The organism is Lysinibacillus sp. NPDC056959, from assembly GCF_042674095.1.
Classification (GTDB): Bacteria; Bacillota; Bacilli; order Bacillales_A; family Planococcaceae; genus Lysinibacillus; species Lysinibacillus zambalensis.
The window spans coordinates 115564-137783 of record NZ_JBHURE010000009.1; the positions used below are offsets into that span (position 1 = coordinate 115564).

Annotated in this window: 28 protein-coding genes and 1 pseudogene; 24 read left to right on the forward strand and 5 right to left on the reverse strand. The window is 33.5% G+C overall.

All coding sequences use genetic code 11. From position 1 onward, the window contains the following. The first annotated feature begins 59 nt into the window (after positions 1-59). From ACFTQ7_RS13080 to ACFTQ7_RS13090, 3 genes are all read left to right on the forward strand, one after another. Positions 60-932 (forward strand): helix-turn-helix domain-containing protein, encoded by an 873-nt coding sequence (locus ACFTQ7_RS13080; protein WP_386829193.1) that lies wholly within the window; start codon positions 60-62, stop codon positions 930-932. Between the two features lie 63 nt (positions 933-995). Continuing rightward, positions 996-1265 (forward strand): hypothetical protein, encoded by a 270-nt coding sequence (locus ACFTQ7_RS13085; RefSeq protein ID WP_386829194.1) that lies wholly within the window; start codon positions 996-998, stop codon positions 1263-1265. A 127-nt stretch (positions 1266-1392) separates the two neighbouring features. Further along, a complete protein-coding gene (locus ACFTQ7_RS13090) occupies positions 1393-1599 on the forward strand; it encodes a hypothetical protein (protein ID WP_386829195.1) in 207 nt (68 codons plus the stop codon). 137 nt (positions 1600-1736) lie between these two features. On the opposite strand, the pseudogene ACFTQ7_RS13095 reads toward ACFTQ7_RS13090, so the two are convergent. Further along, positions 1737-2075 (reverse strand): annotated as a pseudogene (locus ACFTQ7_RS13095) (IS1595 family transposase); the annotation flags it as partial. Between the two features lie 707 nt (positions 2076-2782). Between ACFTQ7_RS13095 and ACFTQ7_RS13100 the strand changes: the two are divergent. Next, positions 2783-3382 carry a YpjP family protein gene (locus tag ACFTQ7_RS13100; protein WP_386829196.1) on the forward strand — a complete coding sequence of 200 codons (600 nt, stop codon included), beginning with the start codon at positions 2783-2785 and terminating at the stop codon, positions 3380-3382. Positions 3383-3407: 25 nt separating this feature from the next. Here ACFTQ7_RS13100 and ACFTQ7_RS13105 read toward each other — a convergent pair whose 3' ends face one another. Then, positions 3408-4586 (reverse strand): site-specific integrase, encoded by a 1179-nt coding sequence (locus ACFTQ7_RS13105; protein ID WP_386829198.1) that lies wholly within the window; start codon positions 4584-4586, stop codon positions 3408-3410. 66 nt (positions 4587-4652) lie between these two features. Then, positions 4653-5270, reverse strand: a complete 618-nt coding sequence (locus ACFTQ7_RS13110; protein ID WP_386829200.1) for a helix-turn-helix domain-containing protein — start codon at positions 5268-5270, stop codon at positions 4653-4655. 158 nt (positions 5271-5428) lie between these two features. Between ACFTQ7_RS13110 and ACFTQ7_RS13115 the strand changes: the two genes are divergently transcribed. The 14 genes from ACFTQ7_RS13115 (at position 5429) to ACFTQ7_RS13180 (ending at position 17218) form a co-directional block, all read left to right on the forward strand. Then, the gene (locus ACFTQ7_RS13115; RefSeq protein WP_386829202.1) at positions 5429-5698 is read left to right on the forward strand and encodes a hypothetical protein; all 270 of its coding nucleotides are present in this window, start codon (positions 5429-5431) and stop codon (positions 5696-5698) included. Then, complete coding sequence (locus ACFTQ7_RS13120; protein WP_386829204.1) at positions 5688-8054, forward strand: phage/plasmid primase, P4 family; 2367 nt, start codon at positions 5688-5690, stop codon at positions 8052-8054. The genes ACFTQ7_RS13115 and ACFTQ7_RS13120 overlap by 11 nt, the downstream gene beginning before the upstream one ends. Positions 8055-8288: 234 nt before the next feature. Next, positions 8289-8864: a YozE family protein gene (locus ACFTQ7_RS13125; RefSeq protein WP_386829205.1), complete on the forward strand. Its 576-nt coding sequence runs from the start codon at positions 8289-8291 to the stop codon at positions 8862-8864. A gap of 21 nt (positions 8865-8885) precedes the next feature. After that, on the forward strand, positions 8886-9527 hold the full coding sequence (locus ACFTQ7_RS13130) for a hypothetical protein (RefSeq protein ID WP_386829206.1): 642 nt from the start codon (positions 8886-8888) through the stop codon (positions 9525-9527). 4 nt (positions 9528-9531) lie between these two features. Further along, complete coding sequence (locus tag ACFTQ7_RS13135) at positions 9532-10062, forward strand: ECF-type sigma factor (RefSeq protein ID WP_386829208.1); 531 nt, start codon at positions 9532-9534, stop codon at positions 10060-10062. A 369-nt stretch (positions 10063-10431) separates the two neighbouring features. Continuing rightward, a complete protein-coding gene (locus ACFTQ7_RS13140) occupies positions 10432-11016 on the forward strand; it encodes a hypothetical protein (RefSeq protein ID WP_386829210.1) in 585 nt (194 codons plus the stop codon). Between the two features lie 25 nt (positions 11017-11041). Then, positions 11042-11713, forward strand: a complete 672-nt coding sequence (locus ACFTQ7_RS13145) for a head maturation protease, ClpP-related (RefSeq protein WP_386829212.1) — start codon at positions 11042-11044, stop codon at positions 11711-11713. Positions 11714-11736: 23 nt separating this feature from the next. Continuing rightward, positions 11737-12021, forward strand: a complete 285-nt coding sequence (locus ACFTQ7_RS13150) for a hypothetical protein (protein ID WP_386829214.1) — start codon at positions 11737-11739, stop codon at positions 12019-12021. Between the two features lie 108 nt (positions 12022-12129). Further along, entirely contained in the window at positions 12130-12444 is a 315-nt protein-coding gene (locus ACFTQ7_RS13155) for a hypothetical protein (protein ID WP_386829215.1), read from the forward strand. Next, on the forward strand, positions 12434-15391 hold the full coding sequence (locus tag ACFTQ7_RS13160; protein WP_386829216.1) for a hypothetical protein: 2958 nt from the start codon (positions 12434-12436) through the stop codon (positions 15389-15391). The genes ACFTQ7_RS13155 and ACFTQ7_RS13160 overlap by 11 nt, the downstream gene beginning before the upstream one ends. Further along, a complete protein-coding gene (locus tag ACFTQ7_RS13165; RefSeq protein WP_386829218.1) occupies positions 15388-16065 on the forward strand; it encodes a hypothetical protein in 678 nt (225 codons plus the stop codon). Before ACFTQ7_RS13160 ends, ACFTQ7_RS13165 begins: the two co-directional genes overlap by 4 nt. 104 nt (positions 16066-16169) lie before the next feature. Then, positions 16170-16592, forward strand: a complete 423-nt coding sequence (locus tag ACFTQ7_RS13170; protein WP_386829220.1) for a hypothetical protein — start codon at positions 16170-16172, stop codon at positions 16590-16592. Between the two features lie 116 nt (positions 16593-16708). After that, positions 16709-16885, forward strand: a complete 177-nt coding sequence (locus tag ACFTQ7_RS13175; protein ID WP_386829222.1) for a hypothetical protein — start codon at positions 16709-16711, stop codon at positions 16883-16885. Positions 16886-16996: 111 nt separating this feature from the next. Continuing rightward, positions 16997-17218, forward strand: coding sequence for a hypothetical protein (locus ACFTQ7_RS13180; RefSeq protein ID WP_386829224.1), 222 nt, complete (start codon positions 16997-16999; stop codon positions 17216-17218). Positions 17219-17315: 97 nt separating this feature from the next. Here ACFTQ7_RS13180 and ACFTQ7_RS13185 read toward each other — a convergent pair whose 3' ends face one another. Continuing rightward, positions 17316-18101, reverse strand: coding sequence for a hypothetical protein (locus tag ACFTQ7_RS13185; protein WP_386829226.1), 786 nt, complete (start codon positions 18099-18101; stop codon positions 17316-17318). 157 nt (positions 18102-18258) lie between these two features. Here ACFTQ7_RS13185 and ACFTQ7_RS13190 point away from each other — a divergent pair, with 157 nt between their 5' ends. After that, a complete protein-coding gene (locus tag ACFTQ7_RS13190; protein WP_386829228.1) occupies positions 18259-18459 on the forward strand; it encodes a helix-turn-helix domain-containing protein in 201 nt (66 codons plus the stop codon). Positions 18460-18557: 98 nt separating this feature from the next. Here ACFTQ7_RS13190 and ACFTQ7_RS13195 read toward each other — a convergent pair whose 3' ends face one another. Continuing rightward, positions 18558-18779 (reverse strand): helix-turn-helix domain-containing protein, encoded by a 222-nt coding sequence (locus ACFTQ7_RS13195; protein WP_386829229.1) that lies wholly within the window; start codon positions 18777-18779, stop codon positions 18558-18560. Positions 18780-18973: 194 nt separating this feature from the next. On the opposite strand from ACFTQ7_RS13195, the gene ACFTQ7_RS13200 reads away from it, so the two are divergent. The 5 genes from ACFTQ7_RS13200 to ACFTQ7_RS13220 all read left to right on the forward strand — a co-directional run bounded on the left by ACFTQ7_RS13200 (position 18974) and on the right by ACFTQ7_RS13220 (position 21753). Then, positions 18974-19198 carry a hypothetical protein gene (locus tag ACFTQ7_RS13200; RefSeq protein ID WP_386829231.1) on the forward strand — a complete coding sequence of 75 codons (225 nt, stop codon included), beginning with the start codon at positions 18974-18976 and terminating at the stop codon, positions 19196-19198. Positions 19199-19321: 123 nt separating this feature from the next. Beyond that, complete coding sequence (locus ACFTQ7_RS13205) at positions 19322-19489, forward strand: hypothetical protein (RefSeq protein WP_386829233.1); 168 nt, start codon at positions 19322-19324, stop codon at positions 19487-19489. 163 nt (positions 19490-19652) lie between these two features. Further along, entirely contained in the window at positions 19653-19868 is a 216-nt protein-coding gene (locus tag ACFTQ7_RS13210; RefSeq protein WP_386829235.1) for a hypothetical protein, read from the forward strand. 28 nt (positions 19869-19896) lie between these two features. After that, positions 19897-20043 carry a hypothetical protein gene (locus tag ACFTQ7_RS13215; protein ID WP_386829237.1) on the forward strand — a complete coding sequence of 49 codons (147 nt, stop codon included), beginning with the start codon at positions 19897-19899 and terminating at the stop codon, positions 20041-20043. A gap of 1335 nt (positions 20044-21378) precedes the next feature. Then, positions 21379-21753 (forward strand): hypothetical protein, encoded by a 375-nt coding sequence (locus ACFTQ7_RS13220; RefSeq protein ID WP_386829239.1) that lies wholly within the window; start codon positions 21379-21381, stop codon positions 21751-21753. Positions 21754-22220 lie beyond the last annotated feature (467 nt).

Consider the following 22220-nt stretch of genomic DNA (forward strand, 5'->3'; position numbering starts at 1 on the left):
TCAAAAATCATTAACTTTAATCCGTTATGATTATAAAGTGAAAGGGAGGTGAAATACCGTTGAAATATGAATGGATAATTCAAAAAACAATACATTGGATTGAATCTCATTTACATGAGGAAATTTCCGCCAATGATATTGATGAAATTACAGGATTTTCAAAATATCATTTTCACAGGGTTTTTCAAGCCTCTGTTGGAATGTCAGTCTCAGAGTATATCAGAATGAGACGACTTGCAAATGCTGCAAGTACACTTCTTAATACGGATGAAAGAATTATTGATATCGCCTTCTTTTATCAATTTGAGTCGCAAGAATCTTTTACACGTGCATTCAAAAAACTATATAACTTACCACCAGGTCAATATAGAAAAGTTATGAAAATTATGAGGAAAAACAAGGAGGAAAAAATAATGGAGGAAAAAGTTAAAGGCTGGTTTTTAAGTGGGAGTCATCCTTTTAATTATGAAATGGGAACAGATCGGGATAATATACATCAAGGAAAAGTATCGGGTTATTTAAAATCTAAAACTGTTCAAGAACCAGGAGAATTTGCAACAATGATGCAGGAATTTAAGGCTGATAAATTCAGAGGGGAAAGGATTGAGCTCTCTGGATTTATTGAAACCAAGAGTGTCCAACATTCAGGTCTATGGATGAGAATAGATAGTACCTCGGATGATATACTCCAATTTGATAACATGAATGATAGACCGATCATTGGTACAAATAATTGGAATCGATATTCTATAGTACTTGATGTACCAGAAAATAGCGCAATAATATCGTTCGGAATTTTATTAGCTGGAAAAGGAGAAGTTTGGTTGGATGGACTTAGATTTGAGGTAGTTGATAAAAATACTCCGACAACACATTATAGTGTTGAAAAGAATCTTTTAGAGGAACCGACCAATCTATCATTTGAAGAATAATGGAGTTATTGGATCCGGTTCGTTTGGAACTATAGGTCCACATAAAAAGAGAGGGATAATAATATGTTGTTTGATTTACTATTCAATAGCTACTTTTTATTAGGATACGGTACTCCCGAAAGAAAAATAAGTATAAAGGTTGAAAAAATCTCAAAATATCACCCCGAAATAATGGATTTATACGTGAACAATATACTTACTTTTGAGAAAGATCCCGTTCTTTCACAAATCATTTTGAATGCTAGCATTAAAGGTAATGAAAGTAAAAAGGAACTTGTTGAAAAAAATCAATGCTTTTTTTTACAAGGCTGTTTTCTAAAAGATTGTTGCTAACTACCTATAAATGAGGTATTTTATAAAACATTTAATAGCGCATACTCTTTATAGCAAATCCTTTATAGAGCACATTTGAATATGTTGTATTATTTCCTGAAAATATACATAAAAAGGGGACATGAGAGTGTTGAAAATTCTAATTACTTTAAAGTGGATGATTGCTATCAGTATTATTGGCATCGGTATTACTATTATCTTTACTTCATTTTACTTTTTACAAGACTATCAATATTATAGATGGATAAAATGGGCAGGTTTCATTTTGTTTTTTGCAGGGATTATATTAACACCATTTGCTAAAGAATCTAATAAAGGAAATGTAAAAAACTAAATAAATTTATTAAACAGGTTGTCTAAGGACAGTCTGTTTTTATCCCTGACCAACTTTCCCTTTACTGCATATTTCCTTTCAGATTTTCATTCAACATAGTGACGAAACCACTGAAATCTGATTAAAGAGCATCTGAATTAAAGTGCTTTTTGTTTTTTTCTTAAAACTTCAACTGTAAAATAGTTAGGTTTTTGACAAGCTGAAATAAGCATTTGTTCTACTCGATTTTCAAATGCTAAGTTTTTATGTGTCTCAAGCCAACGATACCAGTAGAGGTAACTTTCCAAATAATACATACCAACACCTTGAAATCGTTTCAACCATCCTTTCAAGTGGCGATGGAAGTTATTAACGTGTTGTATGTGGAATATCCCTTTTTTCACTCATTGATTTTGATTAAGATTAATTGTTTCGTGTTTAAGATTATTTGCTGCTGCAAATCTTTTATAGTCGGTAGCTATATCCGTGCTGAAAAGCAGAAGGTAATCCCTGTACTCATCCGCGAGTACTAAATGAGTCTAAGACAAACGAGGGTTTAACTTTTGCTGTTTTTAATTACAGATTTGTTTAAAAGGCAAATATCTAACACTTATAAAGTCTTAAGAGGATTCTTTACAATGTGTGGGTAATAAGAAAAAAGATTGAAGCTAATGGTTAGCTCCAATCTTTCTCACACATTTTTGTATACACACCGCATATTTTTTATATACCTCAATTAGATCAGTGTTGCCCTAATAATAGGGTGTCGACTAGCTCCAATTTGAAGCATTATTTTACATCCTGTTGCATTTAATAAAATACTGAAATAATAGCTAACCCTTTATAATACGGCATGATACATATGAATTTTTTTCAGTTTGCTTTCTGACTAAATTAGTCCGTGAAGCATAAAGATGATAAATAACCTAACATTATTAAAAGACCAATACCCATTGCGATTTCCATGTTTTGTACCTCCTTTTAAAAAAACGACACATTTATCCTGCATACTGCGAGTAAATGCCCGATTAGTTTGGGGCAACAGGACGATGGTCATACAAGCGTTTTCCCAGGATGTGAAGTTTTTACTTTATACATAAATATTGTACAATGAATTATAAAATTATGAAACCTTTTATAGGGCTTATGCGTATATATTAGAAATAGATTTACCAATTTGTACATAAAGAGAAGGTGTAAATTAATGAAGAAATGGATTCAAAAAAGTATCGTTATTATGGTTGCGTTTTTAACATTTGGATTAATTACGCCAACACATGAAATATGGGAAGCATTTGATCATAATCCATCAAATCGCGCTTCTATCGGACCAGCCCCTGGGACAAGTACTGCAGAAGCGGCTGCTCTTCCGATAGAACAAACAGAAATACAGGAAGACCCGATTGACTATAATGCATTGCTCGTTGATGCGGCGAAAGAGCAATCCTATGTGAAATTTGGCACAAAAATTGGCCCGAAAATTTGCAATGAGTTTGACGCTATCATCTTCCCTAAAATGGAGGAAGCCATTGCGATGACAGTAGAAGGCTTAGATGATGAATCATTAGCATCGTTAACAATTTCAGAAAAGCCAAGTGGAAACTATGGCGAGAAAATTTTTAATATTACTAGCAATGAAACAGGCATGGATTTAATTCGCTTCCATGTCCGCACGGAAAAAAGACCGCAGGACGGCTACTATTACAACTTCCACTACCACAGTGCCGAGGACGACTTTATGGCACACAATAATTTAGGTGATATTTATTGGGAGAAAAACACACCTCCGAAGTGGTTGTCTTGATATATAAGGGTTTAGGGGCTGTCTCTTAGAGATTAGCCCCACTTTTAGCCCCAATTTCGATAGCACGGTCAAATATGTCGATAATTTTATCTTCCATTTCTCTCAATACATGACCGTATGTTGTATGAATCATTTCTGGTGTGTTACCTAATCGTTCAGCAATAGCTTTTACTGGCACACCATCATTCATTAATATAGTTGCATGTGAGTGCCGAAGAGAATGAATTGTACACTCTTTTAACCCGGCACGTTTAACAATCCTTTTAAATCCTTTGTGCAATGTGGTTAATGGCATAGGTATAGTACTTTCCAAAGAGATAAACACATAATCCTCAGCTTCTAATTTTTTACCAAAAGATAAAAACCTTTCTTTAACTACCTTTTGATAATGAGTTAACTGATCAATTACATTCTTTCCAACTTTGATTTTACGTTCACTATTTTTTGTTTTAGTTGTTCCAGCACCGTGTCTGGTCCGATTCCGAAAAATATTAATAGCCTGCTTATCAAAATCAATATCTCCCCATTGAAGACCTAATGCTTCACCTTTTCGCATCCCAGTGTAAGAAAGCAAAAGTAAAATTGAATAGTAGGTTTCATCTTCATACTCTTTAGCGTAATTTAGCATTATATTGAGCTGATCAGAAGTTAGAACGTTAAAACTAGCTTCCTTTTTTCGAGTAGAAGGCAAGCTTACACCCTTAAATTTATTTCTATGAAGTATATCTTCTTCAATAGCTGCATTAATGGCAATTGAAAAAATTGAATGTGCTTGTCGCACTGTACCTGGTTCATATTGCTTTTCAAGTGCATTAATAAATTCACGTTGGTAAGTGGCTTTATCCAATTTTTGAAGTTTGAAGTTACCTAATAAGGGTTTAATATTTAGGCGAATAATTATCTCTCGTTGAGTTATAGTAGACTCTTTCCACTTTCTTTTACTTGTTTCAAACCACATATCTAGCCATTGAGCAACACTTAGGTTATCATTTTCTATATGTTTTGTTTCACCACGCAGCGTTGAAGCCTTTACTTCCAACAGGGCTTTCAATGCTGCTTTTTCTGTTTTAAACCCACTTTTCTTCTTCTCTTTCCGTTTTCCAGCAGCATCATAATATTTATGCCGGAACATCCACAGTTTTTCATTATTAGCATTGAAATAGTGATATATTTCAGGTTCTTTTGTTGATTTGTATAACTTCACTCATACCATTCCCTTCTAAGCTTTGGCGAGCGTGTGTACAGGAATGTGTGAATGTTTGTAATAAATTTAATCTAAATCGTAATCAAAATAATCGTCCACCTTTGAAATAAGTAATCCTTCTCCATTCTTTATCTTTTCTATATTTTTGATTCGTTCCTCTCTTAATTCATCAAATTCTTTCTTTACTTCACCATCAGATGGGTAATTTTTTTCTTTTCCTTCAAATAAATGAATTAACATTTTAATTTCGTTATCCGTTAATTTATGTCCATTAATGTAAATTCCTTCTTTGCTATTTTTCAGAAAGTCTTCAATTTGAACATATTTTCTTTTTTGGAAAACAATTAATTTTTGATAGTACGATGCCTCTTTGTTTTGTTCATCAAAATATTTCTTTTCCTCTTCAGGTGTCATGGATTCAAAAATATCCTTTTGTTCTAAGTATTCCTGATATTCACGATCCGAATAAAGTTCAGATGCCCAAGCCAATAAATGGAAGTCTAGATTTAATATAGGAATTATCTTTCTTATTACTTCATAAGAAGGTTTTCTTTTGTCGTTTTCAATTTGAGAAAGGTAAGGCTGGGAGACTGCTGTTAATTCAGCCAGTTTTGTAATTGTTAATCCATTTAATTTACGTGCTTTCTTTATTAACTCCCCAGCAGTTGGTTTTGATTGATTCAATTTAATACACTCCCTTTATTTAAGTCTGTACTCTTATAATAATTGCAAACTATTGCAATTTCAATCAAAAAATACTTTGCAAATTATTGCTAGTGTGATATATTTGATTTAACAAATTATTGCTGTTGCAATAAATGGTGAAGGAAGGAGAGTTATATATGATACCAGCAAAAGTTGAATTTAATATTGATAACCAATTCATTCAAGAGCAATTGGAAAAGACAATAGTAGGTAACATCCAATCAGAACTTTGGTTTGTTGATGTGGATAGAATAGCGGTACTAACAAATATGAGCAAACGTTTTTTGGAAGATGAAATTTTATCTGATCCACGTATGCGTGTTATTGAAAGACGAAAGAACAGAAAAAGATGGTGGCCTGCAAAAGAGGCATTAGATGTTATGAAAACAATTACAAGTGAATGGTAAAGAAAATGCTTTGGCGAGCGTGTGTACAGGAATAAACAACAAATGTCATAGCAACAAGGTGGTGAAAAAAGTCGTGATAAAAGAGAAAGAACAAATATTACTAGTCGAAGAGGAACATATACCACAGGAATTAAAGCAACGTAGACAATTCGTTCTATGGAAGGCCGTATTCAATGAGGAAACTCAAAAATTCGATAAGCTTCCTTTTCAATCAAATGGTTCTCCAGCAGATTCTACAGATTTAGCAACCTGGGGAGATTTTGAAACAATCATGCAAGTCTATAATGAAGGTGATCACAAAGGAGGTCAATATGATGGAATTGGGTTCGTGCTTTCAGATGCAGACAAATACGCTTGTATTGATATAGATGGATTAGAGGACACTGACAATTTAGATACATTAACGAGTGAAATAACATCGATGTCATATGCAGAAATTTCTCCATCAGGTGAAGGAATTCATGTGTGGGTGAAATATAAACATGACAAAACAAGGCATAAAAATAAAGATTCTAAAACTGGTTTTGAAATTTATGATCAAAAAAGATATATAACAATCACAGGACAAGCAATCAACAATTTGCCTATTAATGAAGGCGGACCGCAATTAGACACTTTTCTAGACAAAGTGCTTAAACGTGAAAAGCATATTAATCCACAAATAAATAATGGACAAATAGGTAAGGCAGCACTTCCAGAAGGTGAAATTATTAAGCGCGCATTAGCTAGTAAGAATAGCGATCGATTTATGAAGTTTATGTTTGGAGGTTGGGAACAATCATTTGGCTCTCAATCAGAAGCAGATATGTCGTTCGCAAACGCGTTATCATTTTGGTGCAATAAAGATTTTGTGGTAATGGAATCGATATTTCGAAAAAGTAGTTTAATGCGAGAAAAATTTGACCGTCAGCAAAATGGAGTAACTTATGGTATCGAATTATTAAATAAAGCAATTGAAGAATGCGAAGATACTTTTACTTTAGAAGAAAAACCTCAGAAAAAATTTGATTGGTTTATGAAAAATGCTAATGGTACAACAAGTTTTTTACATCACGTATTAGGTAAGACGGTTTTAAAAGATTTCCATGTAAAGCGTTATCCTAATGCTCATGGCTCTCTTTACTTTTATAACCAAAATAAAGGTGTCTACGAAGAAGATTCCACTGGTAGAGTGGTAAAAGGCTTAATTCGTAGATATGACGAAACATTAAAAAGCACACAAATAAATGAAGTTTTTAAATATATCGAAGAAACTTGTCCAATCGTAAGGAAAATAGACTCTAATTATGTTGCGGTAGGAAATGGGCTGATAAATTTTCAAGATAAACGATTAGAACAATATAATCCTAAAATTTTCATTACACAAAAATTCCCTACAAATTATGTTCCAACGGCTAATGATTCATTTGTAAATGAAACATTAAAAAAGGTTACTGAAAACTATCAGCCAAGTATTGAAAATTTAATTGAGATGTTCAGTGCTGTATTATACCCAGACATCTTAATCAGCAAAATGTGGTATCTCTATGGGAAATCTGCAGCTAACGGCAAAAGTTCAATTTTGAACATGGTGCAACAGACATTCGATAAAGACGGTGGAAATATCGCAAGTATAAGTCCGCATAAGCTTTCTACCAATAACTTTGCAAGTGCTGCAATGCACGGGAAAGCCGCATCTATTACAGATGATAATCCGGATTTCGTTATCCAGGACAGCGGAGAGTTAAAAAGCGTCATCACCGGAGGCATCATTTCTATAGAAAAAAAGGGCCGAGATCCGATTAGTGTTCGTATGACTACTACTTTAATTGTGGCTAGTAATCACTTGCCTTCATTTACCGAAAACGGTCGTGCAATTAGTAGACGATTACACATTATTGAATTTAATCACAATTTTAGTAAGGACAAGGATTGCTTATCAGATGTGGAAACACAGCGTTTAATCAGCTCTCAGTCAGCACGTGAATATGTTATGAAACTAGCGGTAGAAAAGTTGTTTACGATGCTTGATAATCCAAACGCAGAAAAATTAACTCCTAATCCTAAATGTGAAGCTATTCTAAATACTTTCGAAGAGCAAAATGATATTTGGGCAGATTATTTTTCAGAGTTCAAATTGGATTATTTTAATGAGTTTGAAGGAGTTAGGGTGATCAAAGAGTATAGCGAATGGTGTAGAGATAATATGATTACTCCTTTATCTAATCAAAAATTCAAAGATTTAGTTTGTACTAGGTTAGATATGGAATGGAAAGACAAGCAATGCATCATTAACGGAGAAAAGAAAACTCGTAAAGGTTTTAAATCTAAAAGCGCAAGAAATAGCGCAAGTGGTTTTAAGCTAACGGACCCTTGATATTAAAGGGTTTTTGTAAAATCATAAATCAATTCTTGCGCTTTTTACCCTCCGGAAAACCTTTATATAGTATGTGTGATTATTAATATGACATACACCCTTATATTTTTTATTTAAGTTTAAGCAAGAAATATATATAAGTAGCAAGAAAGTTGTTATATCAATGTTTTGTAGAGCAAGAAAAGCGCAAGAATTAAGCAAGAACATAATAAATATTGCGAAAGAGAGGATTTCATGAATTTTAAAAAATGGTTAAATCAATTTGAGTACGATGATTCACCAATCGGTGACCTGGCTCGCGATAATAAGCAAGATCCAACGTTCCCGGATAGTAATTCATATAACGAATTGTATCATTATCTATTTTTACAAAATGCGAGTTACTTATGCTTACAATCATTTGATAAAGCATGGCAACTTTTTAACTCACAACATTCAATTGTGGAGGGGAAACAGTACGTGAGATTAGAAAAGTATGAAATTGAAGTAATAGAAAACTATTGGATAGACATTGAAGAAATTAAAAAGCGCGTGAAACATCGTGAATATGAAGTTTTGCAATCTGGTGAAAATCCTGCTGAAAATGCTTTTATAGAAAGACATACAACAATAATTAATGGAATTGAGCAACTCTATAATGAACTCGACGAAGATTTAAAAACTATCGTTGATATGCGGTACTGGAACCCAAGTGGTGAAATTGAAGATTGGTTAATCATTGCAGATCGTTTGTATATGTCTAGGAATCAGGTGTTAAAGAAACGTAAATGGTTGATTGAAAAAACTGCTGAACGTATTTACTGGGTTTAGTTGAAAAGGAGGGTGTGCTGCATGAATCAAACCACTATTTCAGAAGCTTTCGGTGAACAATTAGCGCTTATTACAGCTGACACACCTTATGCGATTGAAAGTGATTCGGATACTTTCGTTTCGGAATTAGAGCATAAAGTAAGGAAGTTCATGTATTCATTGTGGATGGATGCCCAAGCTAATAAGCTAGCAAACTATTTGGAGAAAAGGCAAACAGCACACTTTGCTCAGCTGTATGAATTTAGTTACGGCATACCTGTTTATGATAACGAAGATCGTTTTTCAAATAGAACGGATGCTCTTGCTTTAATGATTATCGATGAGAAGGCCTCGTATAAGAAACGGATAGAACGCATTAGGCTTCAATACAAGCGTTTTAATGAGATATGCGAACAATTAAGTGTAGAAGATAGAGAGTTGTTTATACGTTATTTTGAGTGGTCTCAGAAGGTAGATTACGAGACATTAAGGAATACTGTTATTAGAAATCTAACAATGATTAGTGAACGTTATTTACATGACGAACAAATGGCAGAGGAACAAACAAAAGAGATTAGTGAATCTATTAAAGGACCAGCTCAACAAATTGTACCGAAACCTGATATGGCGAAAAGAAGTAGACGTCAAAATAAGATGCGCAGTTTATTTACACAAGGGAGGTAGGAGAATGACAAGAGCATTTAAACTGTATAATCCCGAAACGAATTTAAGAATGATACAAGACACATATAGGATCATGGATTATATTGATCGTTTAGAAAGTATCGAGAATGACGAGGCAAGTAGTCTAGAAAGAAGACAAGCTGCTACAAAAGAGAAGTCGTTTCAAATGATAGATCTAGAAGATTTGAAATCATACATGAGAAATAGTAAACATGATTTCACTAAATTGGTTTATTACAAATACATTGAAGGTTATTCATTGGAAGAAGTGGCACAAGCGTTAGGTCAAAGCTACAGTAACGTAGCAAAAATACATGCTTCCTTTACCGAATATATGAAGCAACCGAAGGAAGAATCTATTCTAAATCCAATTCCAAATTTCAATGAATACTTGGAACAGTTAAGAGAATTAATAAACCCTAAATATGAAACATGTTGTGCTCATTGTGGATGCACTACAACAATTCCACATGAGCTAGCAAGAAAAATATTTGCTAATGAATCTAGAAGAGAAAGAGTAAAAACTGGAAGATAGAAAGGGGAAACAATATGAAAGAGATTAGATGCCCGAAATGCAATAAACTACTAAGTAGAGCAAAAGGGAATTTCAAACTAGTGAATGATGATTACGACATAGAAATTCAATGCGTGAAATGTAAAACCAAAACGAATATCAAACTCGAGAGACTCTAGAAGTCCATGACTACACAGCAATGTGTAAGTTGTGGGCTTTTTGTTTTATTGAAAGGGGTGATTGAAATGTGAAATTGATATAACCCCCCGCCTCTCAGGGTCCGGCATTTTCTAAAAATCGGGAAACGGTGATGGGGTGTACTGTCCAAATTTTCTTCCCTCTCTACGCGCGTGATAGGGGGGAGGGTCAAATACGAAAGGTGGAACAACAATGGAAAATCCATTCAAGGAAACAAGAGCATTTTACAATTCGTTTCGCGAAGTAGCAGATACTCGAATGATAAGTAATCAAAAGGCAAAATATATTGAGCAATTGAAAGAGAAAGAAAAACAGTTATCAGAAGCGCCAAATCATCAAAAGTACAAGGCAATTTCAGATGAAATCGACGAACTAAAATTCAAAATCAATGACCGGAATCGCGCTCTACAAATCGCAAATGAACAACGTCCAAGTTATTTTCATGAAGAAGAACGAGAAAAAGCAGAGGTTCTATATAACAAAGAAATCACCCCTATGATTAAACGTTATGAAGAACTGATGGTAATTACAGAGAAAGCCATTGTTCAATTTGAAAAAGCGGCAAAAGATGCAGTTACAGAAATGGTTCAGATTGAAAAAGAAGTGACCAACTTGACACCAATTCGTATGAAATTACGAAAAGTGAAGAGCTTGCCAGTAAAAAAACCTTCATTACTCGCAGAAAACATTGCGCGTTGGAATAAATCTAGCGAAGCCACATTCCCAGGTGTAGTTATTTCAAAATTATTAGACTTGAAAAAATACGTTAGTAAATAGTCGTCAATGAAGGGATGTGAGATAAATGGCAAAAGTAATCAAAGTTAACGGAGCGATCGTTTCTGACCAACATAAAGAAATTTATGACGAATGGAAAATAGAAAACACAGCTCCAAAAGATATATTCAGCCAGTTACCCAAAAAGGATTCGGAACCAATCGAAATTCACATTTCAAGTGGTGGCGGAGATGCATATGCAGGTTTTTTAATCTACACCAAGTTAAAAGATTACAAAGGCAAAAAGACAGTAAAAATATTAAACATTGCTGCAAGTGCAGCTTCTATTATTGCAATGGTTGGTGACGAGGTTTTAATTAGTCCAGTTGGTCAACTAATGATTCATAACGCATGGACAACCCAAACAGGCAATCAACACGTAATGCGCGAAGTTGCAGACCAATTGGAACAACTTGCAGAAAGTTTAATTAACGCTTATGAATTACGCACTAACCAACCACGGGAACAAATTCAAAAATGGTTGGATGCGGAAACGTATTTTTCAGCTCATAAAGCAGTTGAATATGGCTTTGCGGATGAAGTGATGTATTCAGAAAGTCGTACTCAAAATAAAGTAATAGCTGCATGTATAGGTGTGAATGGATTATTGAGTGCATCGGTTATCGATGAATATCTTCAAAAGAAAAATGAGCCGGAGCCAGTAGTTAAAAATAAACAGAAACGATTTTTGTTTATGTGAATATGAAAAAAGGGGAGTTTAAATTGATTCAAGTAAGAAAAGATGTATACACAACAGAAGAACGTCTACAAATTATCCAAGAGAATGACTGGGAGCAAGTATTCGATCTAATTCAAAATATAGCAGAAAGCAATAAAGTTGTGGAAGGCTTCATTTCAAAAGCTATTGAAAACAAATCAACAATAATGGAGCACCTTCAAACAGATGAAGAGAAAAAAGAGTGGTACAACGATACTATCCGAACGCTAGTACAAATCAATCAAGCAGTGTTCGGGCTTGCTAAATTTACTAGCGAAAAAGCAAAGTAAATAAAATCTTTGGATGTGTTTGACTTTTATAGTTTAAAACCAACACATTTCTAGCAGCTACACCATATTCGTGTGGCTGCTCTATTAAAATACGAAAGGATTGATTGTATGAGTACAAGATTTTGGATTGAAATTGATAACGATGAAATTCCTATGTGTGCTAGCCCTATGACAAAAAGAATTTATAGAAAAAACTTTCATGGGGATTTAATAACTAATATCGGAATCTATTCAACTGATTACAAGAATGATTTATATCATAATGAAAAGCTTGCACAAATAATTTGGAGTTTTGCTAAAACTGCTAACCCAGCCCTACCTAAATACAATGATTGGGTTAATAGTTGTACCACTATACCAGTAAAAGGCATCTTTTTAGAAATACAAGAAAAATTGAAAGGAGATGTTTTCTATGGCCAATAATCGTATCAAGGGGATTACGATTTCCATCGACGGAGATACAACCGGTTTAGAGGGAGCATTAAAAGATGTTAATAAACAAGCTGGTAATTTACAAAGCGAATTAAAAGACGTTGAACGATTATTAAAATTAGATCCAGGTAACACAGAATTAGTTGCTCAGAAACAACAGCTTTTAGCAGAACAAATTCAAAATACAAGTAAAAAATTAGATGTACTAAAGACTGCTCAATCGCAAGTAGATGAACAATTTCGAAATGGCGATATTGGAGCAGAACAGTATAGAGCGTTCCAACGTGAGTTAACTAATACAGAAGCGCAGCTTAAATCCTACGGTCAACAAATGACTATAACAGTAAATGAACAACAACGTTTAGAAACAGCACAACAAAAACTACAAACATTTTTTCAAGCAACAGGAACTGAATTAGCGCATTTCTCTGATTTGCTAGGGTCACGTTTAAGCGCTGATATTACTAAAGGTACTGCAAGTGTTGACCAGATTAATCGTGCTTTAAATATGATGGGTAAACATGCATTAGGAGCATCTACAGACGTTGATAAGATTCACAATGCTTTGCAAAATGTAAACGCTGGTGGGCTAAAACGTGTTCAATCAGAATTAGCGGATATTGCTAAAGATGCAGACAAAGCAGGCGATTCAGTAAATGGATTTGGTGACAAACTTAAAAATGTTGCAGCAGGATTAGCAGCAGGTGGGGGTATTGCTGGAGTTTTACACCAAGCATTAGATGTTTCAAGCTTAAATACTCAGATTGATATATCTATGAATTTGAATGAAGCCGATACAAAAGCAGTTAGACAGTCCATCATGGAAACGACAGCTGCCATTGGTGATGAAGAAGCTGCATATGAAGGTGTACGAAGACAGTTATCGTTGAATAAAGATGCATCAATGAAAACTAATCAGGAAATCATAAAAGGTGCGACTACTATTGCGTATGCTTACAAAGAAATTGATTTCAAAGAGTTGATTCAAGAATCACATGAAATTGGTAAAGAACTTGGTATATCGCAAAAGGAAGCTTTAGGACTTGTAAATGGCTTGCTTGATGTTGGATTTCCACCAGAGCAGTTAGATATTATCGCTGAGTATGGAAGTCAACTAAAAATGGCTGGTTATACAGCTGAACAGATTCAAGGAATAATGGCAGCAGGGGTTGACACAGGAACTTGGAATATAGACATATTAATGGACGGATTGAAGGAAGGGCGTATCGTTGCTGCTGAATTCGGTCAGGGTATTGATAAATCTATGCAAGATGCAATAAAAGGTACAAATATCAGTGCTCAACAATTAGAAAAGTGGGGTCAGGCAGTAGCTTCGGGCGGTCAAGATGGTGTTAAAGCTATGCAAGAAATGAACCAAGCACTATCACTAATTGATGACGATACCAAAAGAAATGAAATTGGAGTGAAAATGTACGGTACGCTTTGGGAAGAGCAAGGCGGTAAGGTTTCACAAACGATTCAGGGTATGAATGAACATATCAGGACAGCGGCACAAAATACCAATGAATTAAATAGCGATATGTCCAAATTGGAATCAGACCCAGCTTATAGACTTTCCGTAGCAATAGGTAATATTAAAGAATCGTTAGTGCCTGTATTAGCAAGTATTGCAGAGTTGGTTGCCAAAATAGCTGAATGGATCAGTAATAATGCAGCATTAACAGCAGCCATTGTTGCAATTGTTGCAACGCTTGGTATCCTAACTGGTGCATTCGCGGCATTAATGCCAGCAGTCGGAGGGCTCGTCACCGCATGGCCAATACTAGCAGGGGCGATAGCTGCTATTACAGGTCCTATTGGAATAGCTGTTCTCGCAATCGCGGGATTTGGAGCAGCGTTAGTAGCGTTATGGCAAAATAGTGAATCATTCAGAAATGGTGTAACATCTATTTTTGAATCTATAAAATCTGTTGCAGTCACAGTCTTTGAGACCATGGCATCTTTTATTGGTGAAAAAACAGCACAGATAAAGGGATTCTGGGATGCAAATGGGACACAAATATTACAAGCTGTAGAGAATGTTTTTAACGCTATTAAAGCTGTAATTGAGTTTGTAATGCCAGCTATTCAGTTTGTTATTGAAACTGTGTGGAATGCCATTAAACAAGTCATTGATGGTGCTTTAAATGTCATTATGGGAGCCGTTAAAGTATTCAGTGGTCTTTTCACAGGCGACTTCTCAAAAATGTGGGAAGGAATCAAACAGATATTTAGTGGAGCCATTGATTTAATTGTCGGTTGGATGTCTTTATCGTTCTTCGGTGGTATAAAAACAATCGTAACAAATCTGGCGAAAACAGGTGTTAACCTACTAAAAGGCATGTGGGATAATATCGCAGGATTATTTACATCGGTGGGATCAAAAGTATCATCTATAACATCGAGTTTCGTATCATCTGTCATAAACTTCTTTAAAAATTTAGCTACTAATGCGGTTAGCTCTGTACAGGGTCTTTGGACTAATTCCGTTTCATTCTTTACAAACTTAGCAAATTCAGCAAGATCAATTATCTCTAGTATGGTTACTACGGTATTGAATTTTGTTAAAAATCTCGCTACTAATTTTGTGAATTCCGTCTCTACTATGAAAACCAATGTCGTTAATAAAATTAGTGAACTTAAAGACGGGATGATAGATAAAATTAAAACATTGCCATCACAGTTTCTTCAAATCGGTAAAGATATTATAAACGGTCTAATAAAGGGTATATCCGCGATGACTGAAAATGTCATTGAAGCTATTACAGGTGTTGTAGATGGTGTAGTGAATACGGCAAAGAAAATGCTTGGTATTCATTCACCAGCTAAAGTGTTCGTTCAATTTAAAGCTAAAAAAATTGTACAAGCAGCAAAGCAATTTGTTCCGAATCCTAATTTACCAAAAATTAAAATTGAACCAGTAGGAGGTAGAGCATGACACTCATTTCTACTTTTGGAGATGGTCGATCAGTTTGTTTAATAAGTGGTGATACCAAACAAGTTTTTAAGTTGTTTGGAAAGACTATGAAACTACCTGATATGGAAACTAAAATCCATCGAATATCTGATAATTTTATTGCTGCAGGCGGTGGGTTCAATTCTATTTATGAATATGTGATTAAGGAATTGATAAGTTTAAACTCAAACAAAGCAACTGAAATTTTTATACATTTGAATAGTTTAGCACATACAATTCCTGAAAAATTCTCTACAGCATTTAACATGCACAAAGACATATTCTTTGCTGTTCAGATCATCGGATTTGATATTGAGGTTGGGAGTATGTACAGCATTACTTACAATGTGGATGATGGAGTTAAAATATCTATAGTACCTTCAGTAGGTGTAGGAGGAAATACGATTGCTCCAGGAGACGTTTCAAAAGCATATGATCGTTTAGGTGACGTTAACAGTGCGATTAGAAATAAGTACGATATTTCCACATTAATAGAAGATCTAATTAATTACTCAATGCATTTGCATTATGAATTAATGAATGATTACCCAGAGGAAATTTCGAATACTTTTTGTTATTATGTGTTGGCCCTAGTTAATGGAGAAGTAATGCATTTTGAAGGTAGGACAGAATTGCAAACTCAAGAAATAAATTAGACTATTTGAGACTACTAAATTGGTAGTCTCTTCTTATATCAAAATTGTATTATTGGCATAGCATTCCATTTGAACTATGATTAGTGAGGAAGGTGGTGAATTTGATGGATGTAGCAAAAGATATAGCAAAATATGTTGAAGGTTTCAGAAAAGAAAAACAGGCTCAAAAAAATGCAAAACAATTATTCGAAAAAGAAATACAACGGATAAAATTAATCTTGGAATTAAAACTTTCTACTTTTTATGACAGAGTAGAAGGGTATACTACACCAGGTGATTTTTTAAAACAAAATAAGGCTGAAAATAGTTATGTGTTTGGTGATACTGGAATAGCTTTATATTACAGAACGCCTACAGAAGTAGAAGAATATTTAACAGCAATACTAAATGTGAGTAGCATTGAAAGTGATTCATATGTATTCAAAGTTGCTTTTAACGGAACGAATTTTTATTGGGAATATAAGAATGGTGAACTAACTGATGAGAAGTTTGATGAAATAATGTCAGAAATTATATTTGGTAATTAATTTAAAAGGTCACGTTCTTTTGAGCGTGGCTTTTTATTATGCTTCATCATATTTCTTATAATGACAATCCATTCCATTTATCCTATGATATAAGTAGATGGGAGGTGGAAATATTTATGACTGAAGTTATAGAGTATACGAAAGAGCAAAAAGTTCAATTCTACAAAGAACATTATCAAAATGCTAAAAATATGATTGAAAATTTAAAAGAAGAATATCCTGAAAATGATTTATTACAAAAAGAACTAAAAAAATTAGCAAGAGAGATTAAAGGAATGAATATGTTCAAATAGGAAAAGAAGGTCACATCTAACAAGGTGTGGCTTTTTATTATTCATCATATTTCAAGTAGTGACATATCATTCCATGTGAATTATGATTAATGTTGAAGGCGGGTGAAATAAATGAGTCTTAAAAACAAAGCCAAATATTCTAATATGGTTACAGTAATAGCTATGTTAGTATCAACATTCTTTTTTATAAAGATTGTCCTAAGAGAAGGAATTGAACAAGTTGGTTTTTTAACAACTACATTATATGTAGTAGCTATCGTAGTATCGATTATAAGCGTTGTAGTACATTTGATAACTAAACAGGTCATTAAGAAAAATGAAGGTCATGCCTAAATAGGTGTGGCTTTTTATTATGCAAATAACTATGAATTGTGGATGATGTTTCATTAATTGAAAATAAACAAAATAAAAGCACCCATTAAGGTGCTAATTAGTAATCGAATGTTTTAAAATCATCTAAATATTTTCTCCAACCAAAATCAGTTATTTTGAAATCGTTATACTTTAATTGAGCATATTCTCGAAGATATTTATTTCTTTCTAGATCATTATAAGCAGGATCCGTGGTAGCACCAATATTTTTAGAATAATCATCTGGTTTGTCAACCCAAACGTGTTTAGTACTAATTGGTTCATAATTCGTCCAACTCATATTTGTTTCTATTCTCAAATTCATTTTTAGATTTGGATAAAGATACCAGCTATAATAGTCTTGCCCCAATATTTTTTTGTTTGGCAGTTTTTCTATTACATCTTTAGCCATTGCTTCAATAAAATCATTAAGTTGTTTTCTAGCTTTAGCGACATCCTCTATGGCTGTATCTTGATGCTTAATCGATTTTAAGTGGTCTCTCATTGCATATTCGAAAGACAAGCTATAAGGTGTAAGAGACATATTGAAGTCAATAAAAAAATCATATGGTCTATTTAAATCATCGTTTTCAGAAACAGTATAATTAAAATTTACTGTAACAATGTCAGTTTTTAATTCTGAATATTTTTTGTCTAAATAAGTTTTTAATTGATTAGCTGATTCAATTTTAGTATCAACCTCTTTAGCTTTACCATTTGTATGTGGCTTCTTTAAAGCAACCATGTATGTGCTTGAATTCGCTTTGTTTTCCATTTCTTTTGCTTGTACAGTTTCATGGGCTGGAGTAAATAACATCGATAAAAAAATGCTACTAGCAGCCAATGATAATGGTAGTTTTTTCATTTACTAACCTCCTTGTTAGTTAGATTATACCATTTAATGAAATAAATAAAAAGTAATGAATTATTTCCTGTTAAACTAAAAGAACTTTTGCTTTTAATAACAACAAAAGATATTACATATGAAACAGTAAAATAACATTTAAAAAGGGGAATCTTTCATGAATGAACTATTAGAAGTTGCAGAAGTAGCTAAAAGACTTAAATGCAATAGAAATAAAGTTTATGATCTTATTAAAAGTGGCCAACTCTTGGGATTAAAACTTGGCCGAATGAAAGTATCGACTATTGAACTGGATGATTTTTTAGTTAGAAATGCTGGTAAGGATTTAACGGACCCCTTTAACGTTAAAAATTTATGATTCATAACTTCTACAAACTTTTTATATTCAAACACTTTCAGCTGCTCGATCGGCTGGGAGTGTTTTATTTTTTTGAACAAAGTGAAAGGACTCCCGAATTATTGGGCGTCCTCTTTTTTATGTGGTGTGTATTCTATTAAATCAGAGATGTCACAATCTAAAGCGATACATAACGCTTCTATAGTATTTAAATCAATTCGTGTTACCTCATTCTTTTGCAACGCATATAAAGTATTTTTATTTAATCCACTTTTCTCCACTAATTGCGGAACTTTAATTTTTCTTTCAAACATAATTCTGTCCAATGTAATTTTTATCAATATAATCCCTCCTAATTCAATTATACAATGAAGTTGGTATTTTTTCATAATTACTATTGACTAAATATTAACTAGTATGTACAATGAAGTTAGTAAAAAGTACAATGAAGTTAGTATTAATCTATTTAATGACTATCAATAGTCCGGTGAATGGACTAGAAATATCTGACATTCAGAAAGGGGAGGGAATATCAATGTGTGGATGTGGCCAATCAAAAACTATCCAACAGCGCAATGAGTATATCCACAATAAAATGAAGCAACTGGATCAGGTGAAAGATGCTCGTAAGCATACACATCGTTTAGCACGCATTATGAAGTACCACAAGCTATTAACTGATGTGGAAGTGGCTTACATGCGTCAACGCTTGCAAAAAGTGTTTGGAAACGTATCTTTGAAAGGAAGTGAGGACACATGAAAGTAACAGCTAAAGAATGGCGTGTCATGTCTGACCGCAACAAACAGCTGTTGTTAAGTGCAGTTGCCAATAGATAGTAGTACAGTGAGCCTATTTCTACTAATAAAAATATGAGGTGATTATATGGATAACAAAAACCAATTACAGGCCTTAATAGAAGACTATCGAAAAGACAATGCAAAGGATCATCTACGCATAATCGAAATGGTATTAAAGGTTGACAACAAAAAGGCATTAGACACATTATATGTTTTAACAAAATCAGTATTAAAAAAGAGCAGCTCACTTTGATTGAGTTACTAAATAAAATAGAAAAGGGGAATCTACATGAAACAACACACACAACACACAACACACTTTAAGAGCAGTCGCTCATGAGAATAATAGCAACGCTTATATCTTATCTGCACAGATGATTCAATTAGAGGTTATACAAGGTGCCGTAGCTCGTTTAATGGACAGAATTGACGAGATTACTCATAAAGGTTGGGATAGAAATCCGGGAATGGCGTGTTGTGCAATTGATGAAATCCGAGATACAGTCCGTCTAATTGATATGGCATTATTTCCGTTGTTCAAGGAAATGTCAGAAGAAGTCAAAACCCTTAACGTTCACGCACAAGATTTGTATGATATTGTAATTAGTGAACTAGAAGTTCAAAGTGTTTGATAAATAGAGGGGGAAGGAGGGAATGTAATTGAAAACTATGCCATCTATTGAAACTCAACAACGTATGCACGCTTTCTTTATGAAAACATCAGCACCACGAATCTATAAAGAACTTGTAGAAGAACAAAAACGTAAAGAAATGGAATCTCAACAAGATACTAATAAAGATAAGTAATAAAATAAGCACTTGCTACGGCAGGTGCTTTTTTTGTGGAGGCAAAATAAAAAGGACTGGGGTATTATTCCCAGTCCTACTCATACATTTTTGTACACACGCTCGCCGTGTTTTATTAGCCCCAATCTAGCCCCAATTAGCCCCAAACTAATTCAATTTTATGCTTCATTTTGCGTAGTTTAAAGTTACTCGAAAATCATTTAAATGTTGATAAATTAACGTTTATAGACCTTTTTAAGTCTAATATGCACCGCACAATATTTATTGGGAGAAAAACACACCTCCGAAATGGTTATCCTAACAATTACGAAACACTCGCTTATAATGGGAGTGTTTTTTTTGTTATGAAACGATGATATATCAACATTTGGGGTGATTAACTTAGTTGTTATATATAGGAGTAAACCTAATGGAGAAGGGCATTAAAAGTGGATATACAAGAACGAGCACTAGCCGATATATGGGGCCATTAAGATGAATAATAGTCTTCCACAATAAATCTGTGAAGACTATTATTTCGATTATAAAAAAATAATTGATGTGTGATAGACTATGAAAACAACCCAAGAAGTATTTGATGAATTTTTCGAAGGTAAGGATAGAAATAAATACTATGGGACTGAATATGAATTAAGAGAAGTAAATCCTCAAATGATTAAATAGATAACTGATGCTTATAAATATTCTGATGTTTTAAATGACTACAGGATGGAAAAACTTAAGCGGAATATTAACTACAGAAGTGAAAGTCATGCTCAACGATACTTAGACCATTCCTGCAATGATTATAGACGGGAGTATACATGTTCAAGTACGAGAAATTGCCGATTTGTTAGGGTTTTAAGCTAGACTATAATGATGAAAGCAAAATAACAAAACTGTATGAGGTAAAATGATAAAATCATCAGCCTTGTCTCAATAGCCCAGGCACTCATTAATATGCTCCCTTTTAAATAGACAGATTAATAAATAAAATCTGTTTATCTAAGGGGAGCATATCACTTGTATCTCTCTGGTTATTTCTCATTTTTCTCTATAGAAATGAGTGTTTAACAGAGTGTTCGCCAATATATGGTTGTTGTGTTAGTAAATTTATCATTAAAACTATTTTTATACGGTTCTATTGTTGGATATCAATACAATATATTTAACAGTATTATGTAACTATATGTTAGTCTTGTTAATATACACTCGCTAACATATTAGAGTAATATATGTCTAATTGAAGGGAGGACATTGCAAGTATTTTTAGCTTTTCACATCCTAGTCATACTTAAAAATATTCTTTATAAGTATTAAAAATTTAATTTAAAGGATGGTAAAAATGAAAAATATTTGAAAATTTTGTTAGCATTAAGTGTTACTTTTGTTATGGGGATTTCCAATTTTAATATAGGCTATGCTCAATCGGAAGAACAAATTTCAGAAAATACTGATAATGATTTCGGAATGTATGAAGTAAAGAACATTGAAGAAGACAACAATGTTATAACACCGTTTGGTACTTTTTGGGCTTCCGATGGAACATCGACATTTAATTATATGCCAACTGCTAGATCTTTCTCTTGGGGTATAAATATCCCTGCTGCATCAGGATCATTTTTATCTTTTACTTGTAGAGCTGATATTTATACTCAATCTACCGGTGCTTTTAAAGGGTCAATATATTTTCAGGAGGGGGGATGGTCCTTCAATATCTGGTGTTGCTGATATAAACGGCGTTTCTTTGACAAAAGGAGTTAGTTACGTTGCAAAATTTTCAGGAGAGGCAGTGGAATCCCCTTCTTTAAAAGTGTACTATACAAGCCCTTTAGCATATAGTAACGGAATAGCTTTTACGTACTAGTAATAACTTCTGCTTGGACTATAAATAATAATTATTATAATGATAGGAAAAAGAGTTCTTTAATATAAATACACTACTTTTGGTAAAAATATTAAACAATGTAATCCAATAAAGTTTTTTTAAAAGAGTGAGGTGCGAATTCATGTTTGATTTAAATAATGCTAAAAATAATCAACTCAATTTAGAAATTACAGCTTCGTACTCTTTAAATTATTTAATATTTATACAAAACTTATTTTTCCTAAATTGCAATTACAAGTTGAACACTTTTTTCAAAAACACCCCAGAGGTTCCTTTGTCTTCTGTTCGTCGGTCGGCATAGTTCGTTCAA

Excerpts from the sequence above, each read along its gene's own strand:
- ACFTQ7_RS13085 (WP_386829194.1), top strand. The coding sequence starts at position 996 with ATGTTGTTTGATTTACTATTCAATAGCTACTTTTTATTAGGATACGGT.
- ACFTQ7_RS13100 (WP_386829196.1), top strand. The coding sequence starts at position 2,783 with ATGAAGAAATGGATTCAAAAAAGTATCGTTATTATGGTTGCGTTTTTA.
- ACFTQ7_RS13115 (WP_386829202.1), top strand. The coding sequence starts at position 5,429 with ATGATACCAGCAAAAGTTGAATTTAATATTGATAACCAATTCATTCAA.
- ACFTQ7_RS13125 (WP_386829205.1), top strand. The coding sequence starts at position 8,289 with ATGAATTTTAAAAAATGGTTAAATCAATTTGAGTACGATGATTCACCA.
- ACFTQ7_RS13130 (WP_386829206.1), top strand. The coding sequence starts at position 8,886 with ATGAATCAAACCACTATTTCAGAAGCTTTCGGTGAACAATTAGCGCTT.
- ACFTQ7_RS13135 (WP_386829208.1), top strand. The coding sequence starts at position 9,532 with ATGACAAGAGCATTTAAACTGTATAATCCCGAAACGAATTTAAGAATG.
- ACFTQ7_RS13140 (WP_386829210.1), top strand. The coding sequence starts at position 10,432 with ATGGAAAATCCATTCAAGGAAACAAGAGCATTTTACAATTCGTTTCGC.
- ACFTQ7_RS13145 (WP_386829212.1), top strand. The coding sequence starts at position 11,042 with ATGGCAAAAGTAATCAAAGTTAACGGAGCGATCGTTTCTGACCAACAT.
- ACFTQ7_RS13155 (WP_386829215.1), top strand. The coding sequence starts at position 12,130 with ATGAGTACAAGATTTTGGATTGAAATTGATAACGATGAAATTCCTATG.
- ACFTQ7_RS13160 (WP_386829216.1), top strand. The coding sequence starts at position 12,434 with ATGGCCAATAATCGTATCAAGGGGATTACGATTTCCATCGACGGAGAT.
- ACFTQ7_RS13165 (WP_386829218.1), top strand. The coding sequence starts at position 15,388 with ATGACACTCATTTCTACTTTTGGAGATGGTCGATCAGTTTGTTTAATA.
- ACFTQ7_RS13170 (WP_386829220.1), top strand. The coding sequence starts at position 16,170 with ATGGATGTAGCAAAAGATATAGCAAAATATGTTGAAGGTTTCAGAAAA.
- ACFTQ7_RS13175 (WP_386829222.1), top strand. The coding sequence starts at position 16,709 with ATGACTGAAGTTATAGAGTATACGAAAGAGCAAAAAGTTCAATTCTAC.
- ACFTQ7_RS13180 (WP_386829224.1), top strand. The coding sequence starts at position 16,997 with ATGAGTCTTAAAAACAAAGCCAAATATTCTAATATGGTTACAGTAATA.
- ACFTQ7_RS13185 (WP_386829226.1), bottom strand. The coding sequence starts at position 18,101 with ATGAAAAAACTACCATTATCATTGGCTGCTAGTAGCATTTTTTTATCG.
- ACFTQ7_RS13190 (WP_386829228.1), top strand. The coding sequence starts at position 18,259 with ATGAATGAACTATTAGAAGTTGCAGAAGTAGCTAAAAGACTTAAATGC.
- ACFTQ7_RS13200 (WP_386829231.1), top strand. The coding sequence starts at position 18,974 with ATGTGTGGATGTGGCCAATCAAAAACTATCCAACAGCGCAATGAGTAT.
- ACFTQ7_RS13205 (WP_386829233.1), top strand. The coding sequence starts at position 19,322 with ATGGATAACAAAAACCAATTACAGGCCTTAATAGAAGACTATCGAAAA.
- ACFTQ7_RS13210 (WP_386829235.1), top strand. The coding sequence starts at position 19,653 with ATGGACAGAATTGACGAGATTACTCATAAAGGTTGGGATAGAAATCCG.